Below are 22564 nucleotides of genomic sequence, written 5' to 3'. Positions count from 1 at the left end.
AAAGAGAAATGAGAAATATCGAAACCCGCAATTTTGACAGCGAAACAGAGGCGCTGGCCGCGTTGCTGAAAAAGGCCCGCACCGAAGAACGCAAAGACCGTGCGCTGGCCGTTTCCGATCGCCTGGCTGAGCTGGCCGCGCATATCCGTGAGCAGGAGCTAAATGGCACCGAAGCCGCCGAGCTTATCCGCCGCGAGGCTGAACGTTACACCAGTGAATCGCAGGAGCTGCACTGATGGCCGATTCAATGGATCTGGTGCAGCAGCGCACCGACGAAATGCTGGCGCGCAATATCGCCCAGGTAATTTATCGCCCGGTGACGGTCAGCGCCTCTTTTTGCGAAGATTGCGACGCGCCCATCCCTGAAGCGCGCCGCCGTGCCGTTCAGGGTGTTACCCGCTGCGTGAGCTGTCAGGAACTGGAGGAGCGCGCCAATGCTTTCAATTAATAATGGAACTCACGATATCGGTATCGCAAAAACCGGAGATTATGTTTTAGGTCGGATGGTATGGCGCACGGTTGAGGGAAAGCGTGTGCGTGTGTCCGAAGTAATGGCCGTTTACAAATCCGAGGCGCTATTAGCTCGCGATCTTATAAGTGATTGCATAGGCATTGCTGCCCATCGCAATGAAGTAAGCGAGTTAGGCCAAATGTCGGACATTTATAGCCGCCTGTTAATTGCCTGTCAGGAGATTTATTCAGTTCTTTCTCCACTGCGTGAGCAAAAAAAGGCTGAATATGAAAAGCGTATGCGTCAGGGGGAAGAGTGAACAAGACTATTTTAAAATGGGCCGGTAGCAAAGCAGGCGTTATGCCTGCTCTTTCCTTGCATCTGCCGCAAGGTGATCGCCTGGTTGAGCCGTTCGCTGGATCTTGCGCGGTAATGATGAATACGGATTTCCCGGCTTATCTGGTGGTGGACGTAAATCCTGATCTAATTAATATGTATCGCCAGATAAAGGAAATTACTAATCCGTTCATCGTTACTGCAATGAAATTATTTATTGATAATGAGAAAGCGGAAGATTATTACCGTATCCGTGAGGAATTTAACTCCTGCCCGTCACTAACATTGCTACAGCGCGCCACTTATTTCCTTTATTTAAACCGTAATGGATACCGTGGGCTATGTCGTTATAACCGTAAGGGAGAATTCAACATTCCATACGGTAATTACAAAAAGCCATATTTCCCAATGGCTGAAATTGAAGCGTTTGCCGAGAGGGCGCAGCGAGCCGAATTCATCTGCGCTGATTTTCGTGAAACCCTGGGCATGGTAAAAACCGGTGATGTGGTGTATTGCGATCCGCCGTATCACGGGGCGTTTACCGATTATCATACCGGCGGGTTTAGCGAAGACGACCAGCACTCACTGGCCTGTATTCTGCTGGGTATTTCTGAGCAAAATCCTGTTGCAGTATCCAACAGCGACACGCTTTTCACGCGCAGCATTTTCCGCGCATTCGACATTACCAGAATTAACGTAGCCCGCTCTGTTGGGGTCGCTGCTGGTAAGAGTAAGTGCGCGACAGAAATCGTTGCTGTTCGTGGCCCGAAGGCAAGCCCTGTTTTCATTGGTGTGGATATGGGCGCAAGCGATGATTATTCCGCGATAATCCCGGTGGCCCAATGATTCAGGAATACGCTTACCCGTGGAATGCACCACGGGAGGCTATCGCCAGCCCATACCTAACCTATGAAGAGGAGCACAGCCGCAGTCGAATGATTGCGGCTTTGTCGCATGCACAGAATTTACTGGAGAAGCAGCCGACGCTCGTTCAGCTTGACGTAAAGCGCCGCACCGGTGAGCTGGAAAAAACTCACGGCACAGCGCGTGCCAATGCGTACTTAACGAAAACGTTCGTCGAGCGCACATTGCCACGCGTTGAAAGCGTCAGCTCGCAGTATCGCCTCGGCGAAATGAGCGCCGGCACCTTTACGCTGCTTACCGGTAACGCCTCTGATAAAACCGGGGCCGCCGGTGCGGCGGGTACGCTGTGGGAGCTGATGAACCGCTTTAACCGCCTTCCGGATCTGGCCCGTGCCGACGTGGATTTACTGGCCGGGGATATCGCCAGCTTTATCCTGGCGGAAATGGTGCAGGCGCACGGCCAGTCTGAGAATGAATCAGACTATAAATACACGCACCGGGTTTACATGACGGCTGCGGCCATCACCCGCGAACTGAAGCAGATCCCGCCACTGTGGGAGAAAGTTACCTCGCGTATTTTCTGCCCGGAAGACGTGACGCCTGCGATCATGCGTATGCAGACCGAAAAATGGTGGAAAGGACGCCTGCGCCGCGTGGCTGCCTCATGGCGCGAGCACCTGCAAATAGCGCTCGCAAACGTCAGTAAAAAACATACCCCTTACGCCAGCACCATGACTGTAAACGAGTGGCGCGAGCAAAAGCGTCGCACGCGTGAATTCCTCAAGGGCATGGAGCTGGAAGACGAGGAAGGCAACCGCATCAGCCTGATTGAAAAATACGATGGCAGCGTGGCGAACCCGGCGATTCGTCGCTGCGAGCTGATGACCCGCATCCGTGGCTTTGAAAATATCTGCAACAATATGGGCTTTGTCGGCGATTTCTATACGCTGACCGCACCCGCCCGCTATCACGCCACAATCAAGACCGGCTATCGCAACCGCAAATGGAGCGGTGCCAGCCCGGTGGAAACGCAGCGCTATCTCTGCAACGTCTGGCAGAAAGTCCGCGCCAAACTGCACAGGGAAGAGATCCGCATTTTCGGCATTCGCGTGGCCGAGCCGCATCACGACGGTACGCCACACTGGCATATGCTGATGTTCATGCGCCCGGAAGACGTGCAGCGCGTCCGGCAGGTGATCCGCGATTACGCGTATCAGCAGGACAGCTACGAACTGACCACGGACAAAGCCAGAAAGGCCCGCTTTCATGCTGAGGCTATCGATCCGGAGAAAGGCAGCGCGACCGGCTACGTGGCTAAGTACATCTCCAAAAACATCGACGGCTACGCGCTCGACGGCGAGCTGGACGACGAAAGCGGCAAAGAGCTGAAGGAAACCGCGCCCGCCGTGTCTGCCTGGGCAGCGCGCTGGCACATCCGTCAGTTCCAGTTTGTCGGCGGTGCGCCGGTAACGGTTTATCGTGAGCTGCGCCGTATGGCTGACAGCGAAACGGCGCAGGGCTTAAGCATTGAGTTTGCCGCCGCGCACGATGCTGCAGACGCGGGCGACTGGGCGGAATATGTTAACGCCCAGGGCGGCCCGTTCGTGAAGCGTGACGAGCTGGCCGTGCGCACCTGGTATCAGGCAAGCGAAGACTGCAACGAGTACGGCGAGGAAACCGTGCGCATTAAGGGCGTTTACGCCACGTCAGTTGGTGAAGACACCCCGATCTTAACCCGCCTCGCACAGTGGAAGATTGTGCCAAAGCGCGCCGTTGACCTGGCCGTTGATTTTAAGGACGCGTCCGCGTCCTCTCGGAGTTCTGTCAATAACTGTACGGGAGGTTTGAGATCGCAGGATTCAAAACAGCCGGAAAGTGTTGATGATCGCGACCTTTCAGCGTTAACCCGTAAGGAGCGGCGACGACTGTTAGCCAGGGTAAGGGCTGATATACCGGAAAAAAGGCATCTTCAGCTGCGCCGCTCTGACAAAACAGAAGCAGCGTGCGATAACGTGATCGGCCAGATACGCGACATCACCCGCGAAACCATCAGCCGGGCAGTCGCCGTGCGCCTTATCAGCGGTACAGAAACCAAAATTGCCGGGCAGTGGTTCCGCAGCTCTGGCAGCGGTGAGCTTTTTAGCCCGAAGAGACGTATTGAGACGGTAGGCCTTTTATCAAAAGTTGAACGGCTTAAGCAACTTTCAGCAAAAAAATTGCCTTAGGCACTCTGCTTAAAACTAACAGGTTATCGGCTGAACCTAAGAAAAAGGCTAGTAGCGGTTAACTAATGCTCGTTACGAATTATGATAAAAAATACAAATCTATCAAAGTGATATAATTATTTATGCGCATCTTTAAAAGACTTTATATCATTATGAATGCTGTGATACTGTATGTATGTACAGTTGTTATTGGGGGGGAGGGTGTGAGTAGTGAATTACAAAAGCAGGTGATGCTTGAGCAGGTAGAGCTGATAGCTAGGCTTACTTCAGAAGGAGCCTGTAAGGAACGAGATAGAGTAGTTGCGTTAAACCTTATTGCTGAGATAGCACGTAATATTTCGATGACTAACAAACAGCTTCCAGTCGTGTTTTCGACTGCGACTTTTGGAGGATAGCTGGTGATGTGAAAGATAGCTCAAGTTGTATCGTTTTTGACCGATAATACTACTGCTAGCTCCTTAGGGGTTATAGTGTTCTCTAATACTATATGTAGTGGTTGAGTCTGAAAAATGCGTCTTGATGCTCAAAAAGTGTTGATTTTAAGGCACCACTAGACATTAATGAGCATGAGCCCAGCATCATTTTAGTCTCTTAGACAGATTTTTCTGATTGACGCTTTGACTGTTTGAGATGGCTGGATGTAAACTCTGGCCCCAAAATCATAAACGCGGCTGATTGATAATGGGGAAACCAAAAGGAAGTCCTAGATCTGCTCCTGCTAAAGTAACAGCAGCCCAGGCATTTCGAGATGTGATGATCAAAGCTATGACCACTGGTCAGTTAGTGCCGATCACAATCAGTATCGTATTAATGATTGCAGCATGGCGAATGCCGTCAGATGAGATTGGAAAATTAGCGAACCGCATACTTGATGGGTTTGTTGATCACTCTCTATTAGGTTACATCCTAGCGGTTATTGCCGTTCTGGCTTGGGCTTGGCACGCGTCGGTTATGCGTCGGTGCTTCGCTCTGGAGGCTAAAAGAATAGGCACTGAGAAGACGCAACATCAACAAGCGCGTACTACAATTTCATTGGGTACAAGCGATAAGTAGTAACATCATAAGGAGAAACTATGCTTACAGTGCTGTTCTATGTGCTGTTGAGTATGGCTGCAGCACACTTTATTTACGAGCGGATTCTACTCCCTTCGCTGAGGCTTCATTACCGCAACAAGCTGTTTGAGCTTCGAGATACAGTAAGAAACGAGATTATCTCAGACCATTCTGAAGATAATACGAAGGCAGCACAATTGGTTCACGAGGCGTTGAACAATGCGATCAATAGACTGCACCTCATGACCATCACAAACAGAGTCAGAGCAAAGATCCGTTTAGAAAGTAATCCAGAGATTAGGGCAAAGCTAAACAGAGAGGTTGAACTGTTCAAGCGGTGTAATAACTTGGTGATTAATCAATCAATTCAGGAGTCTGCGAAGATTTTGGAAAAAGTATACATAATCAATAACTTAATGTTGATATCGTATACTTTTCCATTTTACGTGGTTATAGCTTTAGTTGCTAATGTCGTTAAGGCAGCTAACAACTTGCTCACTCTCATTGGTGACAGAAAGAGTTTGGAGCAAGCTGTCATGCTTCTACCGGATCGCCAAGTTGCTAAGCTTGTGACTGCTGACGGAAGAGCTTTCGCGTAAATAAAAAACCGCCTGCTGGGCGGTTTTTTTTCGTGCATGCATAGGGTGCATGGATCCGCATGCACGATCCCCAAGTAAACATATAAACCATGACCAATGCTGGCGCCGTTTTTTTGCTTGATGCACCTGCATTAAAAACGATGCACAAAGCGGGCAGGCGTGGCGGGGATAGCATTGCGCGCGGAGGGGGTAAACATGTGTGCCGCAGGCTGCGTCAGCGCCCCGGAGGCGTGCGCAATGGTTTGGGGTGACAGAGGGGTGATTAAGCACGAGGGCCACGCAAAATGCGTCTGAGGGCGTCTGGCATTGGCCGGAATCGATGTGGTACAGTTTTAACCAATACGGTTACCCATGTAAGGGAATGATATGGATACAACTGAGCAGCTAAACGGGACTTACTTTTACGGCGGGCTTACCAACCTGTCTGCCGGAGAGCTTTATTTCTGGATAATGATTGATGTGACTGCCGAGCACTTCAGCGGTGCAAAAGATATCCTCGCGCTGGCAGCGATCTACTCGGGACAAAATACGATTGACGTATCCGGCAAGCTAAACGGGGCGTGGAAAGGCACCTCTTATGCTTCGGTTTATTCCCGCAAGCTGTTGCGTGATTATCGTCTTCCGTTCAGATTGCCTACGTGGATACAAAATCCTAAAAAGCCGCTTCAAATTAAAATGTTAATGACTCACAAGCTGGGGACGTTTGTCGGTCGCACAATCCCGGTTTTAGGTTGGGTAATTATGGCCGCTGATGTGGCGGAGATAGGCTGGAAAGCCACGGTAAAATACAACCGTATTGCCAATAAGGACGACAGGATATGGTAAGCGAGGATACAGAAAAGGCCGTATTTGCACTGGTTGAAGATTATAACGGCAGAAGTCTGTTCACGTTCAGGCGTTATAAGCTTGAGCTGGACACCGATCTGAACAACGACTTTCGCATGGATCCTATCGACGCGTATGAGTTGCTGGAACGCTATGCTGACAAGTTTGGCATTGACCCTGGCACTATCACATTTGCCGAATATTTCCCGGAAGATTTTACCGCGCCCCATGATCCGCTGACTATTCGTCTGTTGGTTGAGTCTGCACGGGCCGGTCGCTGGCTGGGTAAATAATTAACGCCTGCAAAGGCAGGCGCTATATCTTCAGTTTGCTGCGGCCGCTTCCAGTGAATAGGGCCGGAATGCAATCACCTCTTCCCCCATCCAGTCGTTAATCTCCTTCAGCCGCTCCTGCAATGGCGTTAACTCATTCCTGACAAAAACCTGTGACGCCTTCACCGCATCCCCGAACCCACCGGAGTTGTCCGGGATAATCCCCATCATCTGCGGCGGCACGCGGTGCGCGCTTAACAAGTCGTCGCGGCTCGCCTTTTTGATGTTAAAGAAATCATCTTTCGTTGCCACCTCGCTGAGCGGCAGAATTTTAATCCCGTCCGGCTTGCCGTTCGGCGCGTACATAAACAGGTTGCGGAAGTTGCCCAGGCCTTTCGTGTCGCGCATTGCCTGGCGCATCCGATCCACGTCGCTGGAACTCTGCGCCGCGTCGGTCATATACAGGATGTAGCCCGCGTGCGCGCCGTTCTGATAGTACTTGCGGCGAAACAGCGTGGCCGCCTCGTTCAGCCAGGCGGAGTTAAGCGCGCTGAGGTATTCCGGCAGGCCGTAAAGCTCCTGATTAATGTCCGGCTCAATCAGGTGAAACACGCTGCCGGCTGCAAACTGGTGCGGCTCCTTCCAGTCGTTCACAAACCAGTATTCGCCGTCCTTCACGCCCTTACGGGTAAATTTTGCCGGGGTGGTTTCCAGCCTGAACGGCTTGCCGAGGCTGTTGTGACGCAGCTCGGCAAAGGCATTCCCGAACACCAGATAATCCAGCGCGAACTTGCTGAACTCCTGCTGGCTTAACATCGGGTGCGGAATGAACGTTGAGGCCAGAATGTTGCGCTTAACGTAAATCGGCGAGCTGTGATGCACCGCCGAACGCAGGCTTTTTGCCAGCCCGTGAAAGCTCACCGGCGGCTCGTACCAGCGCCCGTTTCCGATACACTCCGCATAATCCAGAATGTCGCGCTTATCCATGACCGGAGTGGGTTCGCCAAAGGTAAAAGCCTCGACCGGCTGCGGCGCGGCCGGTGCCGCTGGTGCTGCCTTGAATGCCTTACGGCTGCGTTTTTTCATCAGTAAAATTCCACAAAAGAAGGGTTAACGCCGCCGCTGGCGGCGGTCAGTGGTTCGTTTAACAGCGCGTGCATAATTGCCCAGGCGACGTCGGCGTGGCTGGCGTCCTCGCTGCGGCTCGCCTCATAGGTTGAGCGGTTGCCGCTGGCGGTCATGGTTTTACGGATCGCCATAAAGGACTGCGTGATATCGGTGCTTCCGGCGTCGTATTCCAGGCGGCCGCTGCTGATAGTGTCTTTTGCCTTCAGCACCATCCCTGTCTTCACTTCCGGCGAATAGCGGATTTCACGCGCGGCCGGGTAGAACTGCCGTACCAGCTGAAAAACGCCCTGGCCGATGCCGGTGGCGTCCACGCCGATGTACTCCACGCAGTATTTTTTCGTTAAGTCCTCAATGGATTTTGCCTGCGCGGCAAAGTCCATCCCGCGCCACTGGTGATGCTCCAGCACGCGAAACTTGCCGCCCGCAACCAGCGGCGGCGCAATCACGGCGCAGCCCGCGCTGTCGCCGGTGTGCGACGGGTCATAGCCAATCCACACCGGGCGGTAATCGAACGGGCGCAGCGCGTAAGGGTTAAAGTCCGTCCATTCTTCCAGGCTGTCGATCATGCAGGTCTGCAGCTCGGCAAACGGGAACACGCTGGCCTCGTCGTCCACAAACTCGCACATTAAAAGGTTCTGATATTCCGACGGGCTGTACTCAAGCGAAAGCTGGTCCAGGTCAAACAGGTTACAGCCGCCGGTCAGCGCGTCCTCAACGGTGACAATCTGCCGCCACTGGCCATCGCCGCACAGCGCGCCTTTTGCAAGATGCGAGTGCGATAAATCCAGCTCGATACGGTCGTCTTTGCTGCGGCGTCCCTTGTTAAACAGCTCGCCCGACCAGAACGGATACGCGCTGTGCGACAGGCTCGACGGTGTGGAAAAGTACGTGGTGCGCCATTTCTTGTGCAGCGACATGCCGCTGGCAACCTTGCGCAGCTCCTGAAACTTCGGGATCCAGAAATATTCGTCGAGATAGAGGTTGCCGGTGTAGCTCTGCGCGGTGCGCACGTTGGTGCCCAGGAAAATCAGCCGCGCACCGTTCGGCAGCACAATCGGATCGCCCTTGAGGTCAACGTCAACCTGCCGGGCAAAGTCGATGATGTAGTTTTTGAAAACGTGCGCCTGCGCCTTGCTGGCCGACAGAAAAATCTGGTTGCGACCGGTGGTCAGCGCATCAATCAGCGCCTCGCGGGCAAAGTAAAACGTCGCACCAATCTGGCGGGACTTCAGAATGTTGCGGATGCGGTGATCCAGCCCGGCCCGGTGCCAGTTGAGCTGATATTCAAAGCAGTTATCCATAAACAGGCCGGTCAGTTTGTCGGTCTGCTCGTCGCTGAAAACGTTTTTAATTACCGGCTGGCGCTCGCCCTTATTGCGGTTGCGCACGTTGGGATTAAGGTCAGCCTCGTTACCTGAACCGCGGTAGCGCTCGACGCGGGCCAGGCGTTCTATCTGGCGGCCCAGCGCGTCTATCTCCTTGTAGTCCCCGTTGCCTTTGACCTCTTTCATGATGAGCTGAATTAACCGCGCCTCCATGCTGGCCTCGACGCGGCTGATGGGCGCGATATCTTCCCATGCGTCGCGCAGCTTCCAGCTCTGCACGGTCGGTGTTTTCTGGCCGAGCGTCTCCGCAATCTGGCGCACGGAATATCCCTGCCAGTAAAGCAGCGCAGCCTGACGGCGCGGATCGCTGATGGTGGTTTGTATGTTCATGCCGACAAGGCTACCGGGGCGCAAAAAGACGCGCCTGCAGTGCCTGTTTGCTGGTCGCTGAGCGGGCTGGCTTTCGTTGAGCGGACGGCCCGTGGCGGGGAAACTGGCCCCGACCTGAACGAACCCACAACCGGAGCCTGATTAATGGCAACTAAAGCAAAGCGTTTTCGTATCGCAGTGGAAGGCGCAACCACCGACGGCCGCGAGATTTCCCGCGACTGGATTTCGCAGATGGCGGCGAACTATGACCCGGCGATGTACGGCGCGCGCATCAACATGGAACACATCAAGGGCTACACGCCCGACAGCCCGTTTCGCCGCTATGGCGACGTTACCGCCCTGAGCGCGGAAGAAATCGTGGACGGCCCGCTCAAGGGCAAGCTGGCGCTGTACGGTGAAATCAGCCCGACGCCGGAGCTGGTTGAGCTGACCAAAGCCCGCCAGAAAATTTATACCTCCATCGAGGTCAATCCGAAGTTTGCCGACACCGGCGAGGCGTACCTGATAGGACTTGCCGTCACCGACGACCCGGCGAGCCTCGGCACCGAAATCCTGAGTTTCAGCGCCACGGCGTCAGCCAATCCGCTGGCGTCCCGCAAGCAGCACAAAGACAACCTGTTTACCGCCGCTGAAGAAACGCTGATCGAGTTTACCGAAGAGGCCGATCCGGTGCCGTCGCTGCTGGCCCGCGTTACCGCGATGTTCTCCGCGAAGAAAAAAGGCGCCGATCTGCAGTTTGCGGACGTCAGCGCGGCCGTGACCGCCGTAGCCGAGCAGGTGCAGCAGAACGGCGAGGCGCAGGCGCAAAACCTGTCGGCGCTGGAAGTCGCTTTAACCGAACGGCTCGACGCGCTGGAGCTGCAGGCCGGGGAAGACCGCACCGCGTTTACCGCGCTGCAGGCACAGCTTGCGAAAACAGACGGCGGCTTTTCCCGTCGCCCGGCTTCGACCGGCGGCGACAGCACCGCCAGCGTGCAGACCGACTGCTGATTCCCGGCGTGCAGATTGGCCGCTGATTAAAACATTTAACTGAATACAGGAGCGCAAATGCGCCAGAACACCCGCTTTAAATTTAACGCTTTCATGACCCGCCTGGCGGAGCTGAACAACGTCGAAACCGGCGACATGAACAAGAAATTCACCGTTGAGCCAGCGGTGACGCAAACGCTGATGAACCGCGTGCAGGAGTCGTCGGACTTCTTAACGCGCATTAACATCGTGCCGGTGTCCGAAATGAAGGGCGAGAAAATCGGGATCGGCGTGTCCGGCTCGATTGCCAGCACCACCGACACGGCGGGCGGCGACGAACGTGAAACCGCCGACTTCTCCGCGCTGGACAGCACCGGCTACGAGTGCGTGCAGGTTAACTACGACTTTCATATCCGCTACAACACGCTTGACCTGTGGGCGCGCTATGAAGATTTTCAGGCCCGCCTGCGTGACGCCATTATCAAGCGCCAGTCGCTCGACCGCATCATGATCGGCTTTAACGGCGTGTCGCGCGCCAAAACCTCCAACCGCGCCAAAAATCCGATGCTGCAGGACGTGGCGGTTGGCTGGCTGCAGAAGTACCGCAACGACGCGCCGGAGCGCGTGATGAACAAAACCACGGCGGAAGACGGCACCGTGACCGACGGCGTGCTGATCGGTAAAGGCCGCACCTACGCCAACCTTGACGCCGTGGTGATGGATGCAACCAACACCCTAATCGAGCCGTGGTATCAGGAAGACCCGGAGCTGGTTGTTGTCTGCGGTCGTCAGCTGCTGGCCGACAAGTATTTCCCGCTGGTTAACCAGGTGCAGGCCAACACCGAGGCGCTGGCGGGCGATCTGATTGTGAGCCAGAAGCGTATCGGCAACCTGCCCGCCGTGCGCGTGCCGTACTTCCCGGCGGACGCGATGCTGATCACCCGCCTGGACAACCTGTCGATTTATTTTCAGGAAGGCACGCACCGCCGCATGATCGACGAGGTGGCGAAGCGCGACCGCATCGAAAACTACGAGTCCATCAACGAGGACTACGTGGTGGAGGATTACGCGGCGGGCTGCCTGATTGAAAAAATCACCCTGTCCGACGCGCCTGCAGCAGCGACACCGGAGGCATAACGCATGTTAAGCCCTGCCCGACGTCACCTTATGCGCCAGCAGGCGGAAGCGGCCTCGCAGCAGGCCAGCAACCCGCTGCGCCACGCCAACGGCTACGAGCTGATGCTGCTGAAGCTCAACGACGACAAGCGCCGCCTGAAGAAAGTACGCTCGCAGGAGCGCAAGGCCGAACTCAAGCGGCAGATGCTGCCGGAGTACCTGCCCTGGGTCGCGGGCGTGCTGGCGAAAGGCAAAGGCGCGCAGGACGCCGTACTGATGACCGTCATGATCTGGCGGCTGGATGCGGGCGACGTGCCGGGCGCGCTGGAGATTGCCCGGTACGCGCTTCAGCACGGGTTAGTGCCGCCGTCGGGCTTTAAGCGCGACGCGACCGCCTACCTGCTGGCCGAAGAGGTGGCCGACGCGGCGACCCGCACCCGGACGCTGCAGCAGGCTGTCGATATCGGCCCGCTGCTGGCAACGCTTGAGCTGACGAAATCCGCAGACATGCCCGATCAGGTGCGCGCCAAGCTGCACAAAATCACCGGGTACGTGCTGCGCGATGCGGGCAGGGCTTTGGATGCAATGGAACACCTTACACGGGCGCTGCAGCTGCACGAGGGCTGCGGCGTCAAAAAAGACATTGAGCGGCTGGCTACTGACCTGAAAAAGCAGGCCCTTGCCCGCCGCTGACCGAACGCGCCCCGCGCCGGGCGGCAGAGCTGCAACGCATTTTTAATGCCTGCGCGGCTCTCCACCGCCCACCTATTTTAAGGCCGACTATGAACACGATTGTGATACCCGCCCCGCGACCGGCAGACGATGCCGAACCGCCGGTAAAGAACACCTTTTTCTGGCCTGACGTGAACCTGCAGCAGCTGCGTAACACGCTGCGCTATGAGGGCACCGTGACCGCGCAGCGCCTGCGCCTTGCGGTAAAAACGGCGATTTCCGAAGTGAACGCCGAGCTGTACGACTGGCGCGCCGAACAAATGGCGGCGGGCTTTACCACCCTGGCCGACGTCCCGGCGGAAAGCTTTGACGGCGAAAGCGAAAAGGTCACGCATTATTTTGCCGCCGTCAGCGCCCTGACCGGTGCCGCCATCGTTGAGCGCTATCGCGGCTACGACGCCAGCGGCAAAAAAGGCGCCGAGGTGGAGGCGAGCGCGGACGAGTACTGGCGCGACGCGCGTTTCAGCATCAGCCGCATCGCCGGGCGTCCCGGCTGCATCGTGAGCCTGCTGTGATTATTTACGCGCAGCAGGGCGACACCGTAGACCAGATTTGCTGGCGGTACTACGGACGCACGGCGCAGGCCGTCGAACTGGTTTATGCCGCCAATCCGGGGCTGGCCGAGAGCGGGCCGGTATTAATGCACGGCTGCGAGGTTACGCTGCCCGACCTGCCGGAATCGTCAGCGGATGAAACCGTCAACCTGTGGGACTGAAAAAGATGGAGAAAATCAATTCGCTGGTGAACTACCTGATCGGCCTGGTGCTGATGTGGTTCGGCCGTCACACGCCGCAGGATATCGCCTTTATGGTCGGTTCCGGCGTCGCCGTGGTGACGCTGGTGATTAACGTGGCGACGTTTTTTATCAACTGGCACTACCGCCGCAAAACCTGGGAGCTGCAACAGGCGCTGGCTAAGGGGAAAGGCAATGAAAGCCGCTAAACACTGCGCCGTGCTGGCGGTGCTGGCAATTGCAACGCTGCTGCCGCAGTTTAACACGCTGAAGATATCCGACGGCGGGCTGGCGCTGATTGCCGACGCCGAAGGCTGCCGCACCTCGCCCTATCAATGCAGCGCCGGGGTCTGGACAAACGGGATCGGCCACACCGCAGGCGTGACGCCGCAAAGTCACGTCAGCGAGCGGCAGGCCGCCGTTAATCTGGTGTACGACGTGATGCGCGTGGAGCGCGGGATTGATGCCTGTATGCCCGCCATGCCGCAGCCGGTCTATGATGCGGTGGTGTCGTTCGGCTTTAACGTGGGCGTGCGCGCGGCCTGCACCTCGACGCTGGCCGGTTTTGTCCGGCATGGCGAGTGGCAACGCGCCTGCCTGCAGCTTGACCGCTGGGTATACGTGAACGGCGTCAGAAATGCCGGGCTGGAAAACCGCCGCCAGCGTGAAAAAGCCTGGTGCTTAAAGGGGGCGTTATGATCCGCCTGTTAGCGGCGCTGCTGGCCGTGGCGCTGGTCGCGCTGGGCCTGACCGGCTGGCGGCTGAATACGGCAAACGGCCACCTTACCGATGCGCAGCGCATTATCGGCACGCTGTCCGCCGGAATTGAAAGCCGCGATAAGGCGATTACCCGCCTGAACGACCAGGCAAAAGCGGGCCAGAAACGCGAGGCCGCGCTGCGCCTGCTGCAGGGCCGTGCCGGTGCCGCCGCCCTTAACCGTGAACTGACCATACAGAGGGAAACCGATGCCAACCCGACTTTACGCAGCTGGTCTGCTGCTGCTCTGCCTGCTGACGTTATCCGGCTGCAGTCGCGGCCCGCATTCAGCAACGCCCGAGATTATCTGGACTGGCTGTCCGCGCGTGACAAGCTGCCCGCTGCCGGGCAACAGCCTGCAGACCCAGGGCGATTTAGCGGCGGATAACCGCCAGTTAGAGGCTGCGCTTGCGTCGTGCGGGCTGCAGGTGGAAATCATCAAAGAATGCCAGGAGCAACACGATGGAGAAACCGAAACAGCTACGCCGGGCGCTGACCGACAGCGTGCCGCTGCTGCAAAGAAACCCTGACGGGCTGAATATGTTTATCGACGGCGGGCGCATCGTCTCAACGCTCGCCAGCTCGCTGTCTTTTGAGTATCAGTATCAGCTTAATCTGGTCGTGACCGACTACGGCGACGATATCGACCTGCTGATTGTGCCGCTGCTGGCGTGGCTGCGCGAGAACCAGCCCGACATTATGGCGACCGAAGAAAAGCGGCGTACCGGCTTTACCTTTAAGGCTGACGTGCTGAGCGACACCCTGTGCGATATCAGCATTGATTTGCAGCTGACGGAGCGCGTGATTGTGAAGCAGGAAGGCGACGCGCTGCACGTCAAGCACGCGGGCGAAAACCCGCTGCCGGATAACGTGGCGCGACCAACCCAGCTTTACGCGGGCGGTGAACTGGTCAGCGGGCTGCAGCTGTGAACGGGCTGGAAGCGTTCGACGCCAGGCTAAACGCGCTTATCGGCAATCTGTCGCCCGCTGCCCGCAAGGAGATGGCACGCACCATCGCAAAGCGCCTGCGTGCCGGTCAGCAGCAGAATATCAAACGCCAGCAGGCGCCGGACGGCACGGCGTTTAAGCCGCGCAAGGCACCGGTGCGCAAAAAGAAAGGCCGGATAAAGCGCGAGATGTTCGCCAGGCTGCGCACGGCTAAATACATGAAGGCAAAAGGCACCGCCGACGACGCCGTGGTGGAGTTTGCCGGAAACGTGCAGCGCATGGCCCGCGTGCATCATTACGGGCTGCGCGACCGGCCAGCCCGAGGAGGAAAGGAAATCCAGTACGAGGCCCGCCCGCTGCTTGGCCTGAGCGACGGCGATTTAAAACTGATTGAAGACGAAATCACTAATCACCTTTCAAAGTAATCTGTCCGGCCATTTATCAACGGGCGGCATACGATTGCCCCCAAATCATCCCGAAGCAACACTACCGGCATGAACTCACAAACCCCCGAAATCCTGCGCCTCTTGCGCAACCTGATCCGCATCGGCACCGTTTCTGCCGTCAATCTTGACGACGGGCTGTGCCGGGTGGATACCGGCAACAACACAACCAACTGGCTGCACTGGCTGACCGGCCGGGCCGGTCGTACCCGTTCATGGAATGCGCCGTCGGTCGGCGAGCAGGTGCTTGTCCTGTGCCTGGGCGGCGAGCTGGACACCGGCTTTATTTTGCCGGGCGTGTTCTCTGACGAAAATCCCGCGCCGTCGGCCTCGGCTGACGCGCTGCACTGGTCGTTTCCCGACGGCGCGGTGATTGAGTACGAACCTGCCAGCGGCGCGCTGAAGGCAACCGGCATCCAGACCGCAACCATTCAGGCCGCCGTCAAAATCATGCTGGACTCGCCCGAGGTGGAATGCTCCGCCCTGTTGAAAACCGCCACGCTGGAAGTTACCCAGGGCGGCACGATGAAGGGCGACGTTACGCACAGCGGCGGCAGCTTCAGCTCTAACGGCATCATCGTTGATTCCCACAAACACGGCGGCGTGAAGTCCGGCGGCGACACGTCGGGAGGGCCGCAGTAATGACCGTGCGATATTCCGGCATGAGCCGCGACACCGGCGAGGCGCTGACCGATCTTGACCACATCCGCCAGTCGGTGCGCGACATTCTGTTAACGCCGGTCGGTTCCCGCGTGATGCGCCGCAGCTACGGCTCGCTGCTGTCCGCGTTAATTGACCAGCCGCAAAACGAGGCGCTGCGCCTGCAGATTATGTCGGCCTGCTACATGGCGATTTTGCAGTGGGAGCCGCGCATAAGGCTGACCGGCATCTCTTACGAATCTGCGTTCGACGGCGGCATGGTGGTCGAAATCACCGGCAGCCGCACCGATACCGCGCAGGATTTTTCCTTAACCGTACCCGTGAGCTGATATGGCAACTATTGACCTGAGCCAGCTACCCGCGCCCGACGTGGTGGAAGCGCTGGACTATGAAACGTTACTCAACGAGCGAAAGGCCACGCTGGTATCGCTGTACCCGGCGGAGCAGCAGGACGCCATCGCGCGCACGCTGGCGCTGGAGTCCGAGCCGGTGGTCAAGCTGCTGCAGGAAAACGCGTACCGCGAGGTTATTCTGCGCCAGCGCGTCAACGAGGCGGCAAAGGCCGTGATGGTGGCGTATGCCCTGGCGGATGATTTAGACCACCTCGGCGCAAACAACGGCGTCGCCCGCCTGACGCGAACGGCCGCCGACGACACCACAACCCCGCCGACCGCCGCCGTGATGGAAAGCGACGACGATTACCGCGTGCGCATCGCCGCCGCCTTCGAGGGGCTGAGCGTGGCCGGGCCGTCCGGCGCCTATGAGTACCACGCGAAAAGCGCCGACGGTCGCGTGGCCGATGCGTCCGCCATCAGCCCGTCGCCCGCCTGCGTGACCATCACCGTGCTGTCGCGCGAGGGCAACGGCGAGGCGGACGCCGACCTGCTGGCCGTGGTGGACAAGGCGCTGAACGACGAGGACGTGCGCCCGGTGGCCGACCGGGTCACGGTGCAGTCGGCGGCAATCGTGGATTACGCCGTGGAGGCCGTTTTGTACCTCTATCCGGGGCCGGAAGCCGAACCCATACGCGCCGCTGCCGGGGCAAAGCTTGCCGCCTTTGTCACCACGCAGGCGCGCCTCGGCAGGGATATCCGCAAATCGGCCCTGTACGCCGCGCTGCACGTTGAGGGCGTGCAGCGCGTGGAGCTGGCGCAGCCTGCCGCCGACGTGGTGCTGGATAAAACGCAGGCCGCGTACTGCACCGGCTGGTCGATTGTGGTCGGGGGTTCGGATGAGTGATCGCCTGCTGCCGTCCGGCTCGTCGGCGCTGGAGGTGGCCGCCGCCGAAGCCTGCGCCACGATTGAAAGCATTCCGGCACCGCTGCGCCGGTTATGGAACCCGGATACCTGCCCGGCGGAGCTGCTGCCTTATCTCGCCTGGGCGTGGTCGGTTGACCGCTGGGACGCTGGCTGGAGCGAGTCCACAAAGCGCGCCGTCGTTAAAGCCTCGCAGTACGTGCACAGGCACAAGGGCACGCTCGGCTCGATCCGGCGCGTGGTGGAGCCGCTTGGCTACCTGATCCGCATCGTTGAGTGGTGGAAAACCGGCGGCGAGCCGGGCACCTTTCGCCTGGACGTGGGCGTGCTGGATACCGGCATTACCGGGGAAATGTATAACGAGCTGGAGCGCCTGATTGCCGACGCGAAGCCGTGCAGCCGCCACCTTGTCGGGCTGTCGGTTAACCTCGACGCCAGCGGCGCCCTGCCGGTTGCCGCCGCCTGTTACAGCGGCGACGAGCTGACGGTTTACCCCTATACCCCTGAACTTATCAGCGTCGGCGGGCCGGTTTATTCCGGCGCGGCGGTGCATCTTATTGACCTGACGGAAGTGAGCGCATGACCACTAAATATTTTGCCCTGCTGACCAGCCAGGGCGCGGCAAAACTGGCGAACGCTGCGGCGCTCGGCACTAAATTGCAGATTACCGACATGGCCGTGGGCGACGGCGGCGGCACGCTGCCCACACCCGACGCGGCGCAGACGAGGCTTATCGGCGAAAAGCGCCGGGCCTCACTTAACGCCCTGACGGTGGATGCGGCCAACAGCAGCCAGATCATCGCCGAGCAGATTATCCCGGAAAGCGACGGCGGATTCTGGATACGCGAAATCGGGCTGTTTGACGCCGACGGCGTGATGATTGCTGTCGCCAACTGCGCGGAAACCTACAAGCCGCAGCTCGCCGAGGGCAGCGGCCGCACGCAGACCGTGCGCATGATTTTAATCGTCAACAGCACGAGCGCGGTTACGCTGAAAATCGACCCGTCCGTGGTGCTGGCAACGCGGCAGTACGTGGATAATGCAGTGATTGAGGTGAAGGCTTACGCCGACAAGGCGCTGTCCGCGCACGTCACCGCCGCTAATCCGCATAAGCAGTACCTGCAGACCGCAAACGCGCTGGCGGAAATTAAGGACGCCGGGCTGGTTACAAAAGCGCTGGCCGCGCTGGGGCTGGGCGACGGGTCGGCGGTGCCGGTTGGCGTGCCGCTGCCTTATCCGGCGGCAACCGCGCCCGCTGGCTGGCTGAAGTGCAACGGCGCATCGTTCAGCGCCACCGCTTACCCGCTGCTGGCGAAGGTGTATCCGTCGCTGAAGCTGCCGGACTTACGCGGCGAGTTTATCCGAGGCTGGGACGACGGGCGCGGCGTGGATACCGGGCGTGCCTTGTTGGCCGCGCAGGGGGACGCAATCAGAAACATTACGGCAGCGTTTACCACTAATAACGGCTGGGGGTTCAGTGGGGCTTCCGGGGCCTTTTATACCGACGCGCTGAATCCGGCATCGACCCGCTTTGCAACCGACACCAACTCGGGTTCAACGACTAACAATGCTTCGCGGTTCATGCTGGATGCATCGCGACAGGTTCCTACTGCGGGCGAAAACAGGCCGCGCAACATCGCATTTAACTACATCGTGAGGGCCGCATAATGGCAAAGATTACTTTGGATAAAAACGGCCTGGCGAAATCGGCCGGCACGCTGACGGTTTACAACTACGACAGCCTGAGCGGCGAATTTACCGGCGCGACGGATGAATATTTACCGCAGGGCGTGGGCGTCCCGGCGTGCGCCTGCAGCAGCGCGCCGCCGTCGGCAAAGTCGGGCCTCGTGGCGGTTTACCGGGACTGCGGCTGGCAGACCGTAGCCGATCACCGGGGCGAAACGGTTTATTCCACGGCGGACGGTTCGGCGACAGCAATCACCGCGCCGGGTGATTATCCGGCAGGCACCACCACGCAGGCACCGGCAACCGCGTTTGATAAATGGGACGGCGGAAAATGGGTAACGGACAGCGACGCGCAGCGGGCCGCAGCGGTAAGTGAAGCCGAAGCGGAAAAGGCCGCGCGCATCAGCGAGGCCAACAGCACGACGCAGGCGTGGCAGACGCAGCTGCGGCTCGACATTATCACCGATGCGGATAAGGCATCGCTTACCGCGTGGATGAAGTACGTGCAGGCCGTGCAGGCCGTTGATACCGCCGCGCCAGATATTGACTGGCCAGAAAAACCTAATTGAATAGAAGGTTTTCATTAGAGTAAGACTTTAGTCTCAATAAATAATGTTTTTTTTAGCTATGGGTTAGAGTATGTTTATACTTCCTTTATTGAATAAAATGCTCATAACCCACCGCATTTGTAAAAAATGATATGGTGTTTAAAAGCGTTGGCGAAATATTTCTCAGATGGTGAGGTTGCCTTGTGTTTTCTTTTTTAAATGATGACGTTCGGGAAGAGATTAACTTCTGTGGTAAAGTGATAGAAAAAAGATACACGGATATTTACGATAAAGCAAAAAACAGAGATCCTGCCAGCTGGAATGAACATGAGCTGGTTGCTGTTATTTATATATCTGCATGGCGACACCTGGCCGAAAATCTAAAATATCCAGAGATTTTCGACAAAAGGACTGCTTATTGTAGGGATACTGCAGGTAAACACTTAACTAACAGAATCTTTCTACAGTCAGAACCTAGGTTTTATTTACATGTGTTATTAAGATTTGCATGGGAGTATAATTTATGCTTAAGTTCTAACCTATTTAATCTTGATCATTTTTGTTTGCAGGGGAATTTTTTAGAAAAATTAGATAATGTAAGGCCAGAGGTGTGGGGAGGGGATTCAAACAACCACTCTTTTTCTTTCTCCTGGATCAAAAACAATCTACCGTTTGAGGTCTACAAGGATTTTTTGAATAGTAATAACCTTAAGGAAGCAAAAAAGCTAACGGATAACATAGAATTTGAAAGAGAAAGACTTAAAGATAGCGTTAATGACATAATAGAAAAAGCAACCAGTAGTGTTGAGTATCTTGATGCTGTGCGTAAAGAGGCTGACGATTTAGGCGCCAGGTTAACTGACATTAAAAGAGAAGGTAACTTCAAGCTTCTGGCAAAAGCTTTTTCTACAATTAGAAAGGAAAAAAAGAAAGAAGTAATTTATGCACAGTTTAGGGCTTGGTCATTTATAGTGCTGCTTATATTGCTACCAATATCTTTATTTTCTTACTTCTTTTTTAAAGATATACCGTTAAATTGGTCTAGCTCTTTGCATTACATACCTTTAGTAAGTCTGGAGTTGTTGTTTTTCTATTTCATGCGGCTTTTTTACGTTGAGGTGAAGTCCCTCAAAAGTCAATTGGTTCAAATAGATCTCAGGCTTAATCTTTGTGAATTTATCTATGATTATGTCGAGACTAAAGATAAAACATCTCATTCTGAAAAGGTTGATGAATCATGGAAGTCCTTTGAAGCATTGATATTTAGCCCTATACAGCCTAATGAAGATAAAATCCCTTCAGTGATGGACGGCACTGATGTTTTGGCTGATTTGGTCGGGAAAGTTTTAAAAGCTAAAGGATAAAATCAGGTCAGAATTTTAGCCAATATGTTTTAGTTTGATTAAGAGTGCATGAGTCAGTGATTTTCATAGTTCTGCACGCTCATGTCTCAACAAGATGCAACATGATGCACCGCCCCGCCTGACCTGACAATCTGAGCGCACCCATAACACGGAGTGCATCAGATGTCTGATTATCATCACGGTGTGCGCGTCGTCGAAATCAACGACGGCACGCGCACCATTTCCACCGTCTCCACGGCAATTGTCGGGCTGGTCTGTACCGCCGACGACGCCGACGCCACCGCGTTTCCGCTGAACACGCCGGTACTGTTAACCAACGTGCAGGCCGGTATCGCCAAAGCCGGTAAAAAAGGTACGCTGGCCGCCGCGCTGCAGGCGATCGCCGACCAGTCAAAGCCCGTTACCGTCGTGGTGCGCGTGGCTGAAGGCGCGACCGAAGCGGAAACCATTTCCAATATCATCGGCACCACCGACGAAAACGGCCAGTACACCGGCATGAAAGCGCTGTTAAGCGCGCAGACCCAGCTCGACGTTAAGCCGCGCATTCTCGGCGTGCCGGGCCTCGACTCTTTAGAAGTGGCGACCGCGCTTGCCAGCATCGCGCAGCAGCTGCGCGCCTTCTGCTACGTCTCGGCGTGGAACTGCAAAACCGTCTCTGACGCGAGGAAGTACCGCGAAAACTTCAGCCAGCGCGAAATCATGGTTATCTGGCCGGATTTCATTGCCTGGAACACCACGGCCAACGCATCTGAAACCGCGTACGCCACGGCGCGGGCGCTGGGCCTGCGCGCCAGAATCGACAACGACACCGGCTGGCACAAAACGCTTTCTAACGTCGGCGTGAACGGCGTCACCGGGATTTCTGCGGGCGTCTTCTGGGACCTGCAGCAGACCGGCACCGACGCCGATCTGCTGAATGAGGCCTGCGTGACCACGCTTATCCGCAAGGACGGCTTTCGCTTCTGGGGAAACCGCACCTGCAGCGACGATCCGCTGTTTGCCTTTGAGAACTACACCCGCACCGCGCAGGTGCTGGCCGACACGATGGCTGAGGCGCATATGTGGGCCAACGATAAGCCACTGACGCCGGTACTGGTGCGCGAGATTATCGCGGGCATCAATGCCAAATTCCGCGAGCTGGTGAACGCCGGTTATCTGCTGGGCGCATCATGCTGGTATGACGAAAGCGCCAACGACAAGGACACGCTGAAGGCGGGCAAGCTGTCGATTGACTACGACTACACGCCGGTGCCGCCGCTGGAAGATTTAACCCTGCGCCAGCGCATCACCGACAAATATCTGGCGAACTTCGCCGCATCCGTAAACAGCTGAGGACTGAAAAATGGCACTGCCACGAAAACTCAAGGGGATGAACCTCTTTAACGACGCCAACAGCTATCAGGGCGTCGTCACCAGCGTCACGCTGCCGAAGCTGAGCCGCAAGCTTGACCCGTTCCGGGGCGGTGGCATGAGCGGCGCGGCGCATATCGATATGGGTCTGGACGACGATGCGCTGGATATGGAATGGAGCATCGGCGGTATTGACGAGCTGGTGCTGACGCAGTGGGGCGCGACGTCCGTACCGCTGCGCTTTACCGGCTCGTACCAGCGCGACGACACCGGCGAGGAAATCCCGGTAGAGATTGAGGTGCGCGGCAAGCACCAGGCGTTTGATTTTGGCGAGGCCAAACAGGGCGAGGACACGGAAACCAAAATCACCACCAAATGCACCTATTACAAAATGACCTTTAACGGCAAGGAGCTGATCGAAATCGACACCATCAACATGGTGGAGAAGGTCAGCGGCACCGATCGCCTGGAGCAGCGCCGCAAGAATATCGGCCTCGTTTAACTGACCGCCAGCGCCCGGCGCTGGCCTTAAC

General features: G+C 56.7%; 30 protein-coding genes and 1 pseudogene. 29 read left to right on the top strand and 2 right to left on the bottom strand.

Features of this window, described 5'->3' with window-relative positions; all coding sequences use genetic code 11:
* Nucleotides 1-8: 8 nt before the first annotated feature.
* The 9 genes from QCD69_RS18825 to QCD69_RS18785 all read left to right on the top strand — a co-directional run bounded on the left by QCD69_RS18825 (nucleotide 9) and on the right by QCD69_RS18785 (nucleotide 6646).
* Nucleotides 9-236 carry a DUF2732 family protein gene (locus QCD69_RS18825; protein WP_301253127.1) on the top strand — a complete coding sequence of 76 codons (228 nt, stop codon included), beginning with the start codon at nucleotides 9-11 and terminating at the stop codon, nucleotides 234-236.
* The gene (locus tag QCD69_RS18820) at nucleotides 236-448 is read left to right on the top strand and encodes a TraR/DksA family transcriptional regulator (protein WP_301253126.1); all 213 of its coding nucleotides are present in this window, start codon (nucleotides 236-238) and stop codon (nucleotides 446-448) included. Before QCD69_RS18825 ends, QCD69_RS18820 begins: the two co-directional genes overlap by 1 nt.
* Entirely contained in the window at nucleotides 435-770 is a 336-nt protein-coding gene (locus QCD69_RS18815) for a hypothetical protein (protein ID WP_301253124.1), read from the top strand. The genes QCD69_RS18820 and QCD69_RS18815 overlap by 14 nt, the downstream gene beginning before the upstream one ends.
* On the top strand, nucleotides 767-1633 hold the full coding sequence (locus QCD69_RS18810) for a DNA adenine methylase (RefSeq protein ID WP_301253123.1): 867 nt from the start codon (nucleotides 767-769) through the stop codon (nucleotides 1631-1633). Before QCD69_RS18815 ends, QCD69_RS18810 begins: the two co-directional genes overlap by 4 nt.
* The gene (locus QCD69_RS18805) at nucleotides 1630-3876 is read left to right on the top strand and encodes a replication endonuclease (protein WP_301253122.1); all 2247 of its coding nucleotides are present in this window, start codon (nucleotides 1630-1632) and stop codon (nucleotides 3874-3876) included. Before QCD69_RS18810 ends, QCD69_RS18805 begins: the two co-directional genes overlap by 4 nt.
* 681 nt (nucleotides 3877-4557) lie before the next feature.
* A complete protein-coding gene (locus QCD69_RS18800) occupies nucleotides 4558-4929 on the top strand; it encodes a hypothetical protein (protein ID WP_301253121.1) in 372 nt (123 codons plus the stop codon).
* Nucleotides 4930-4949: 20 nt separating this feature from the next.
* The gene (locus QCD69_RS18795) at nucleotides 4950-5528 is read left to right on the top strand and encodes a hypothetical protein (protein ID WP_301253120.1); all 579 of its coding nucleotides are present in this window, start codon (nucleotides 4950-4952) and stop codon (nucleotides 5526-5528) included.
* Between the two features lie 366 nt (nucleotides 5529-5894).
* Complete coding sequence (locus QCD69_RS18790) at nucleotides 5895-6353, top strand: STM2901 family protein (RefSeq protein ID WP_301253118.1); 459 nt, start codon at nucleotides 5895-5897, stop codon at nucleotides 6351-6353.
* Nucleotides 6347-6646: a DUF1493 family protein gene (locus QCD69_RS18785; protein WP_301253117.1), complete on the top strand. Its 300-nt coding sequence runs from the start codon at nucleotides 6347-6349 to the stop codon at nucleotides 6644-6646. The genes QCD69_RS18790 and QCD69_RS18785 overlap by 7 nt, the downstream gene beginning before the upstream one ends.
* Before the next feature lie 30 nt (nucleotides 6647-6676).
* Here the strand turns inward: QCD69_RS18785 and QCD69_RS18780 are convergent, their stop codons facing one another.
* Together QCD69_RS18780 and QCD69_RS18775 are read right to left on the bottom strand one after the other, a co-directional pair.
* Nucleotides 6677-7711, bottom strand: coding sequence for a phage portal protein (locus QCD69_RS18780; protein WP_441004987.1), 1035 nt, complete (start codon nucleotides 7709-7711; stop codon nucleotides 6677-6679).
* On the bottom strand, nucleotides 7711-9468 hold the full coding sequence (locus tag QCD69_RS18775; RefSeq protein WP_301253116.1) for a terminase ATPase subunit family protein: 1758 nt from the start codon (nucleotides 9466-9468) through the stop codon (nucleotides 7711-7713). The genes QCD69_RS18780 and QCD69_RS18775 overlap by 1 nt, the downstream gene beginning before the upstream one ends.
* Before the next feature lie 144 nt (nucleotides 9469-9612).
* Here QCD69_RS18775 and QCD69_RS18770 point away from each other — a divergent pair, with 144 nt between their 5' ends.
* The 20 genes and pseudogenes from QCD69_RS18770 (at nucleotide 9613) to QCD69_RS18675 (ending at nucleotide 22533) form a co-directional block, all read left to right on the top strand.
* On the top strand, nucleotides 9613-10458 hold the full coding sequence (locus QCD69_RS18770; protein ID WP_301253115.1) for a GPO family capsid scaffolding protein: 846 nt from the start codon (nucleotides 9613-9615) through the stop codon (nucleotides 10456-10458).
* A 57-nt stretch (nucleotides 10459-10515) separates the two neighbouring features.
* Entirely contained in the window at nucleotides 10516-11574 is a 1059-nt protein-coding gene (locus QCD69_RS18765; protein WP_301253114.1) for a phage major capsid protein, P2 family, read from the top strand.
* A gap of 3 nt (nucleotides 11575-11577) precedes the next feature.
* Complete coding sequence (locus QCD69_RS18760; RefSeq protein ID WP_301253113.1) at nucleotides 11578-12246, top strand: terminase endonuclease subunit; 669 nt, start codon at nucleotides 11578-11580, stop codon at nucleotides 12244-12246.
* Between the two features lie 89 nt (nucleotides 12247-12335).
* Nucleotides 12336-12800 carry a head completion/stabilization protein gene (locus tag QCD69_RS18755; protein WP_301253111.1) on the top strand — a complete coding sequence of 155 codons (465 nt, stop codon included), beginning with the start codon at nucleotides 12336-12338 and terminating at the stop codon, nucleotides 12798-12800.
* Nucleotides 12797-13000: a tail protein X gene (locus QCD69_RS18750; protein ID WP_253455621.1), complete on the top strand. Its 204-nt coding sequence runs from the start codon at nucleotides 12797-12799 to the stop codon at nucleotides 12998-13000. Before QCD69_RS18755 ends, QCD69_RS18750 begins: the two co-directional genes overlap by 4 nt.
* A 5-nt stretch (nucleotides 13001-13005) precedes the next feature.
* Entirely contained in the window at nucleotides 13006-13227 is a 222-nt protein-coding gene (locus tag QCD69_RS18745; protein WP_301253110.1) for an HP1 family phage holin, read from the top strand.
* Nucleotides 13214-13717, top strand: a complete 504-nt coding sequence (locus QCD69_RS18740; protein ID WP_301253109.1) for a lysozyme — start codon at nucleotides 13214-13216, stop codon at nucleotides 13715-13717. Before QCD69_RS18745 ends, QCD69_RS18740 begins: the two co-directional genes overlap by 14 nt.
* Nucleotides 13714-14064: pseudogene (locus QCD69_RS18735) on the top strand (Rz-like lysis system protein LysB); the annotation flags it as partial. The gene QCD69_RS18740 and the pseudogene QCD69_RS18735, both read left to right, overlap by 4 nt.
* Complete coding sequence (lysC, locus tag QCD69_RS18730; RefSeq protein ID WP_301253107.1) at nucleotides 13985-14305, top strand: Rz1-like lysis system protein LysC; 321 nt, start codon at nucleotides 13985-13987, stop codon at nucleotides 14303-14305. The pseudogene QCD69_RS18735 and the gene lysC, both read left to right, overlap by 80 nt.
* On the top strand, nucleotides 14238-14705 hold the full coding sequence (locus QCD69_RS18725; protein ID WP_301253105.1) for a phage tail protein: 468 nt from the start codon (nucleotides 14238-14240) through the stop codon (nucleotides 14703-14705). Before lysC ends, QCD69_RS18725 begins: the two co-directional genes overlap by 68 nt.
* Nucleotides 14702-15148 (top strand): phage virion morphogenesis protein, encoded by a 447-nt coding sequence (locus QCD69_RS18720; RefSeq protein WP_301253103.1) that lies wholly within the window; start codon nucleotides 14702-14704, stop codon nucleotides 15146-15148. The genes QCD69_RS18725 and QCD69_RS18720 overlap by 4 nt, the downstream gene beginning before the upstream one ends.
* A 69-nt stretch (nucleotides 15149-15217) precedes the next feature.
* Nucleotides 15218-15808, top strand: a complete 591-nt coding sequence (locus QCD69_RS18715) for a phage baseplate assembly protein V (protein ID WP_301253102.1) — start codon at nucleotides 15218-15220, stop codon at nucleotides 15806-15808.
* Nucleotides 15808-16155, top strand: coding sequence for a GPW/gp25 family protein (locus QCD69_RS18710; protein WP_301253101.1), 348 nt, complete (start codon nucleotides 15808-15810; stop codon nucleotides 16153-16155). Before QCD69_RS18715 ends, QCD69_RS18710 begins: the two co-directional genes overlap by 1 nt.
* Nucleotide 16156: 1 nt before the next feature.
* Nucleotides 16157-17065 (top strand): baseplate assembly protein, encoded by a 909-nt coding sequence (locus tag QCD69_RS18705; RefSeq protein WP_301253099.1) that lies wholly within the window; start codon nucleotides 16157-16159, stop codon nucleotides 17063-17065.
* A complete protein-coding gene (locus tag QCD69_RS18700; protein ID WP_301253097.1) occupies nucleotides 17058-17666 on the top strand; it encodes a phage tail protein I in 609 nt (202 codons plus the stop codon). The genes QCD69_RS18705 and QCD69_RS18700 overlap by 8 nt, the downstream gene beginning before the upstream one ends.
* Complete coding sequence (locus QCD69_RS18695) at nucleotides 17663-18751, top strand: phage tail protein (protein ID WP_301253096.1); 1089 nt, start codon at nucleotides 17663-17665, stop codon at nucleotides 18749-18751. Before QCD69_RS18700 ends, QCD69_RS18695 begins: the two co-directional genes overlap by 4 nt.
* A complete protein-coding gene (locus tag QCD69_RS18690; RefSeq protein ID WP_301253094.1) occupies nucleotides 18751-19338 on the top strand; it encodes a tail fiber assembly protein in 588 nt (195 codons plus the stop codon). The genes QCD69_RS18695 and QCD69_RS18690 overlap by 1 nt, the downstream gene beginning before the upstream one ends.
* 182 nt (nucleotides 19339-19520) lie before the next feature.
* Entirely contained in the window at nucleotides 19521-20681 is a 1161-nt protein-coding gene (locus tag QCD69_RS18685) for a hypothetical protein (RefSeq protein ID WP_301253092.1), read from the top strand.
* Nucleotides 20682-20843: 162 nt separating this feature from the next.
* Nucleotides 20844-22013, top strand: coding sequence for a phage tail sheath protein (locus QCD69_RS18680; RefSeq protein WP_301253091.1), 1170 nt, complete (start codon nucleotides 20844-20846; stop codon nucleotides 22011-22013).
* 10 nt (nucleotides 22014-22023) lie between these two features.
* Nucleotides 22024-22533: a phage major tail tube protein gene (locus QCD69_RS18675; RefSeq protein ID WP_301253089.1), complete on the top strand. Its 510-nt coding sequence runs from the start codon at nucleotides 22024-22026 to the stop codon at nucleotides 22531-22533.
* The last annotated feature ends 31 nt before the right edge of the window (nucleotides 22534-22564 follow it).

The sequence above is a fragment of the Erwinia sp. PsM31 genome, from assembly GCF_030433775.1.
Lineage (GTDB): Bacteria > Pseudomonadota > Gammaproteobacteria > Enterobacterales > Enterobacteriaceae > Erwinia > Erwinia aeris.
This window is presented reverse-complemented; position numbering and strand designations above follow the sequence as displayed.

Coding starts and splice junctions, on each gene's coding strand:
- QCD69_RS18755 (WP_301253111.1), top strand. CDS start 12,336: ATGAACACGATTGTGATACCCGCCCCGCGACCGGCAGACGATGCCGAA.
- QCD69_RS18745 (WP_301253110.1), top strand. CDS start 13,006: ATGGAGAAAATCAATTCGCTGGTGAACTACCTGATCGGCCTGGTGCTG.
- lysC (WP_301253107.1), top strand. CDS start 13,985: ATGCCAACCCGACTTTACGCAGCTGGTCTGCTGCTGCTCTGCCTGCTG.
- QCD69_RS18695 (WP_301253096.1), top strand. CDS start 17,663: ATGACCACTAAATATTTTGCCCTGCTGACCAGCCAGGGCGCGGCAAAA.
- QCD69_RS18805 (WP_301253122.1), top strand. CDS start 1,630: ATGATTCAGGAATACGCTTACCCGTGGAATGCACCACGGGAGGCTATC.
- QCD69_RS18700 (WP_301253097.1), top strand. CDS start 17,058: ATGAGTGATCGCCTGCTGCCGTCCGGCTCGTCGGCGCTGGAGGTGGCC.
- QCD69_RS18725 (WP_301253105.1), top strand. CDS start 14,238: ATGGAGAAACCGAAACAGCTACGCCGGGCGCTGACCGACAGCGTGCCG.
- QCD69_RS18780 (WP_441004987.1), bottom strand. CDS start 7,711: ATGAAAAAACGCAGCCGTAAGGCATTCAAGGCAGCACCAGCGGCACCG.
- QCD69_RS18790 (WP_301253118.1), top strand. CDS start 5,895: ATGGATACAACTGAGCAGCTAAACGGGACTTACTTTTACGGCGGGCTT.
- QCD69_RS18770 (WP_301253115.1), top strand. CDS start 9,613: ATGGCAACTAAAGCAAAGCGTTTTCGTATCGCAGTGGAAGGCGCAACC.
- QCD69_RS18800 (WP_301253121.1), top strand. CDS start 4,558: ATGGGGAAACCAAAAGGAAGTCCTAGATCTGCTCCTGCTAAAGTAACA.
- QCD69_RS18820 (WP_301253126.1), top strand. CDS start 236: ATGGCCGATTCAATGGATCTGGTGCAGCAGCGCACCGACGAAATGCTG.
- QCD69_RS18710 (WP_301253101.1), top strand. CDS start 15,808: ATGACCGTGCGATATTCCGGCATGAGCCGCGACACCGGCGAGGCGCTG.
- QCD69_RS18765 (WP_301253114.1), top strand. CDS start 10,516: ATGCGCCAGAACACCCGCTTTAAATTTAACGCTTTCATGACCCGCCTG.
- QCD69_RS18775 (WP_301253116.1), bottom strand. CDS start 9,468: ATGAACATACAAACCACCATCAGCGATCCGCGCCGTCAGGCTGCGCTG.
- QCD69_RS18705 (WP_301253099.1), top strand. CDS start 16,157: ATGGCAACTATTGACCTGAGCCAGCTACCCGCGCCCGACGTGGTGGAA.
- QCD69_RS18815 (WP_301253124.1), top strand. CDS start 435: ATGCTTTCAATTAATAATGGAACTCACGATATCGGTATCGCAAAAACC.
- QCD69_RS18675 (WP_301253089.1), top strand. CDS start 22,024: ATGGCACTGCCACGAAAACTCAAGGGGATGAACCTCTTTAACGACGCC.
- QCD69_RS18795 (WP_301253120.1), top strand. CDS start 4,950: ATGCTTACAGTGCTGTTCTATGTGCTGTTGAGTATGGCTGCAGCACAC.
- QCD69_RS18690 (WP_301253094.1), top strand. CDS start 18,751: ATGGCAAAGATTACTTTGGATAAAAACGGCCTGGCGAAATCGGCCGGC.
- QCD69_RS18740 (WP_301253109.1), top strand. CDS start 13,214: ATGAAAGCCGCTAAACACTGCGCCGTGCTGGCGGTGCTGGCAATTGCA.
- QCD69_RS18825 (WP_301253127.1), top strand. CDS start 9: ATGAGAAATATCGAAACCCGCAATTTTGACAGCGAAACAGAGGCGCTG.
- QCD69_RS18785 (WP_301253117.1), top strand. CDS start 6,347: ATGGTAAGCGAGGATACAGAAAAGGCCGTATTTGCACTGGTTGAAGAT.
- QCD69_RS18760 (WP_301253113.1), top strand. CDS start 11,578: ATGTTAAGCCCTGCCCGACGTCACCTTATGCGCCAGCAGGCGGAAGCG.
- QCD69_RS18715 (WP_301253102.1), top strand. CDS start 15,218: ATGAACTCACAAACCCCCGAAATCCTGCGCCTCTTGCGCAACCTGATC.
- QCD69_RS18680 (WP_301253091.1), top strand. CDS start 20,844: ATGTCTGATTATCATCACGGTGTGCGCGTCGTCGAAATCAACGACGGC.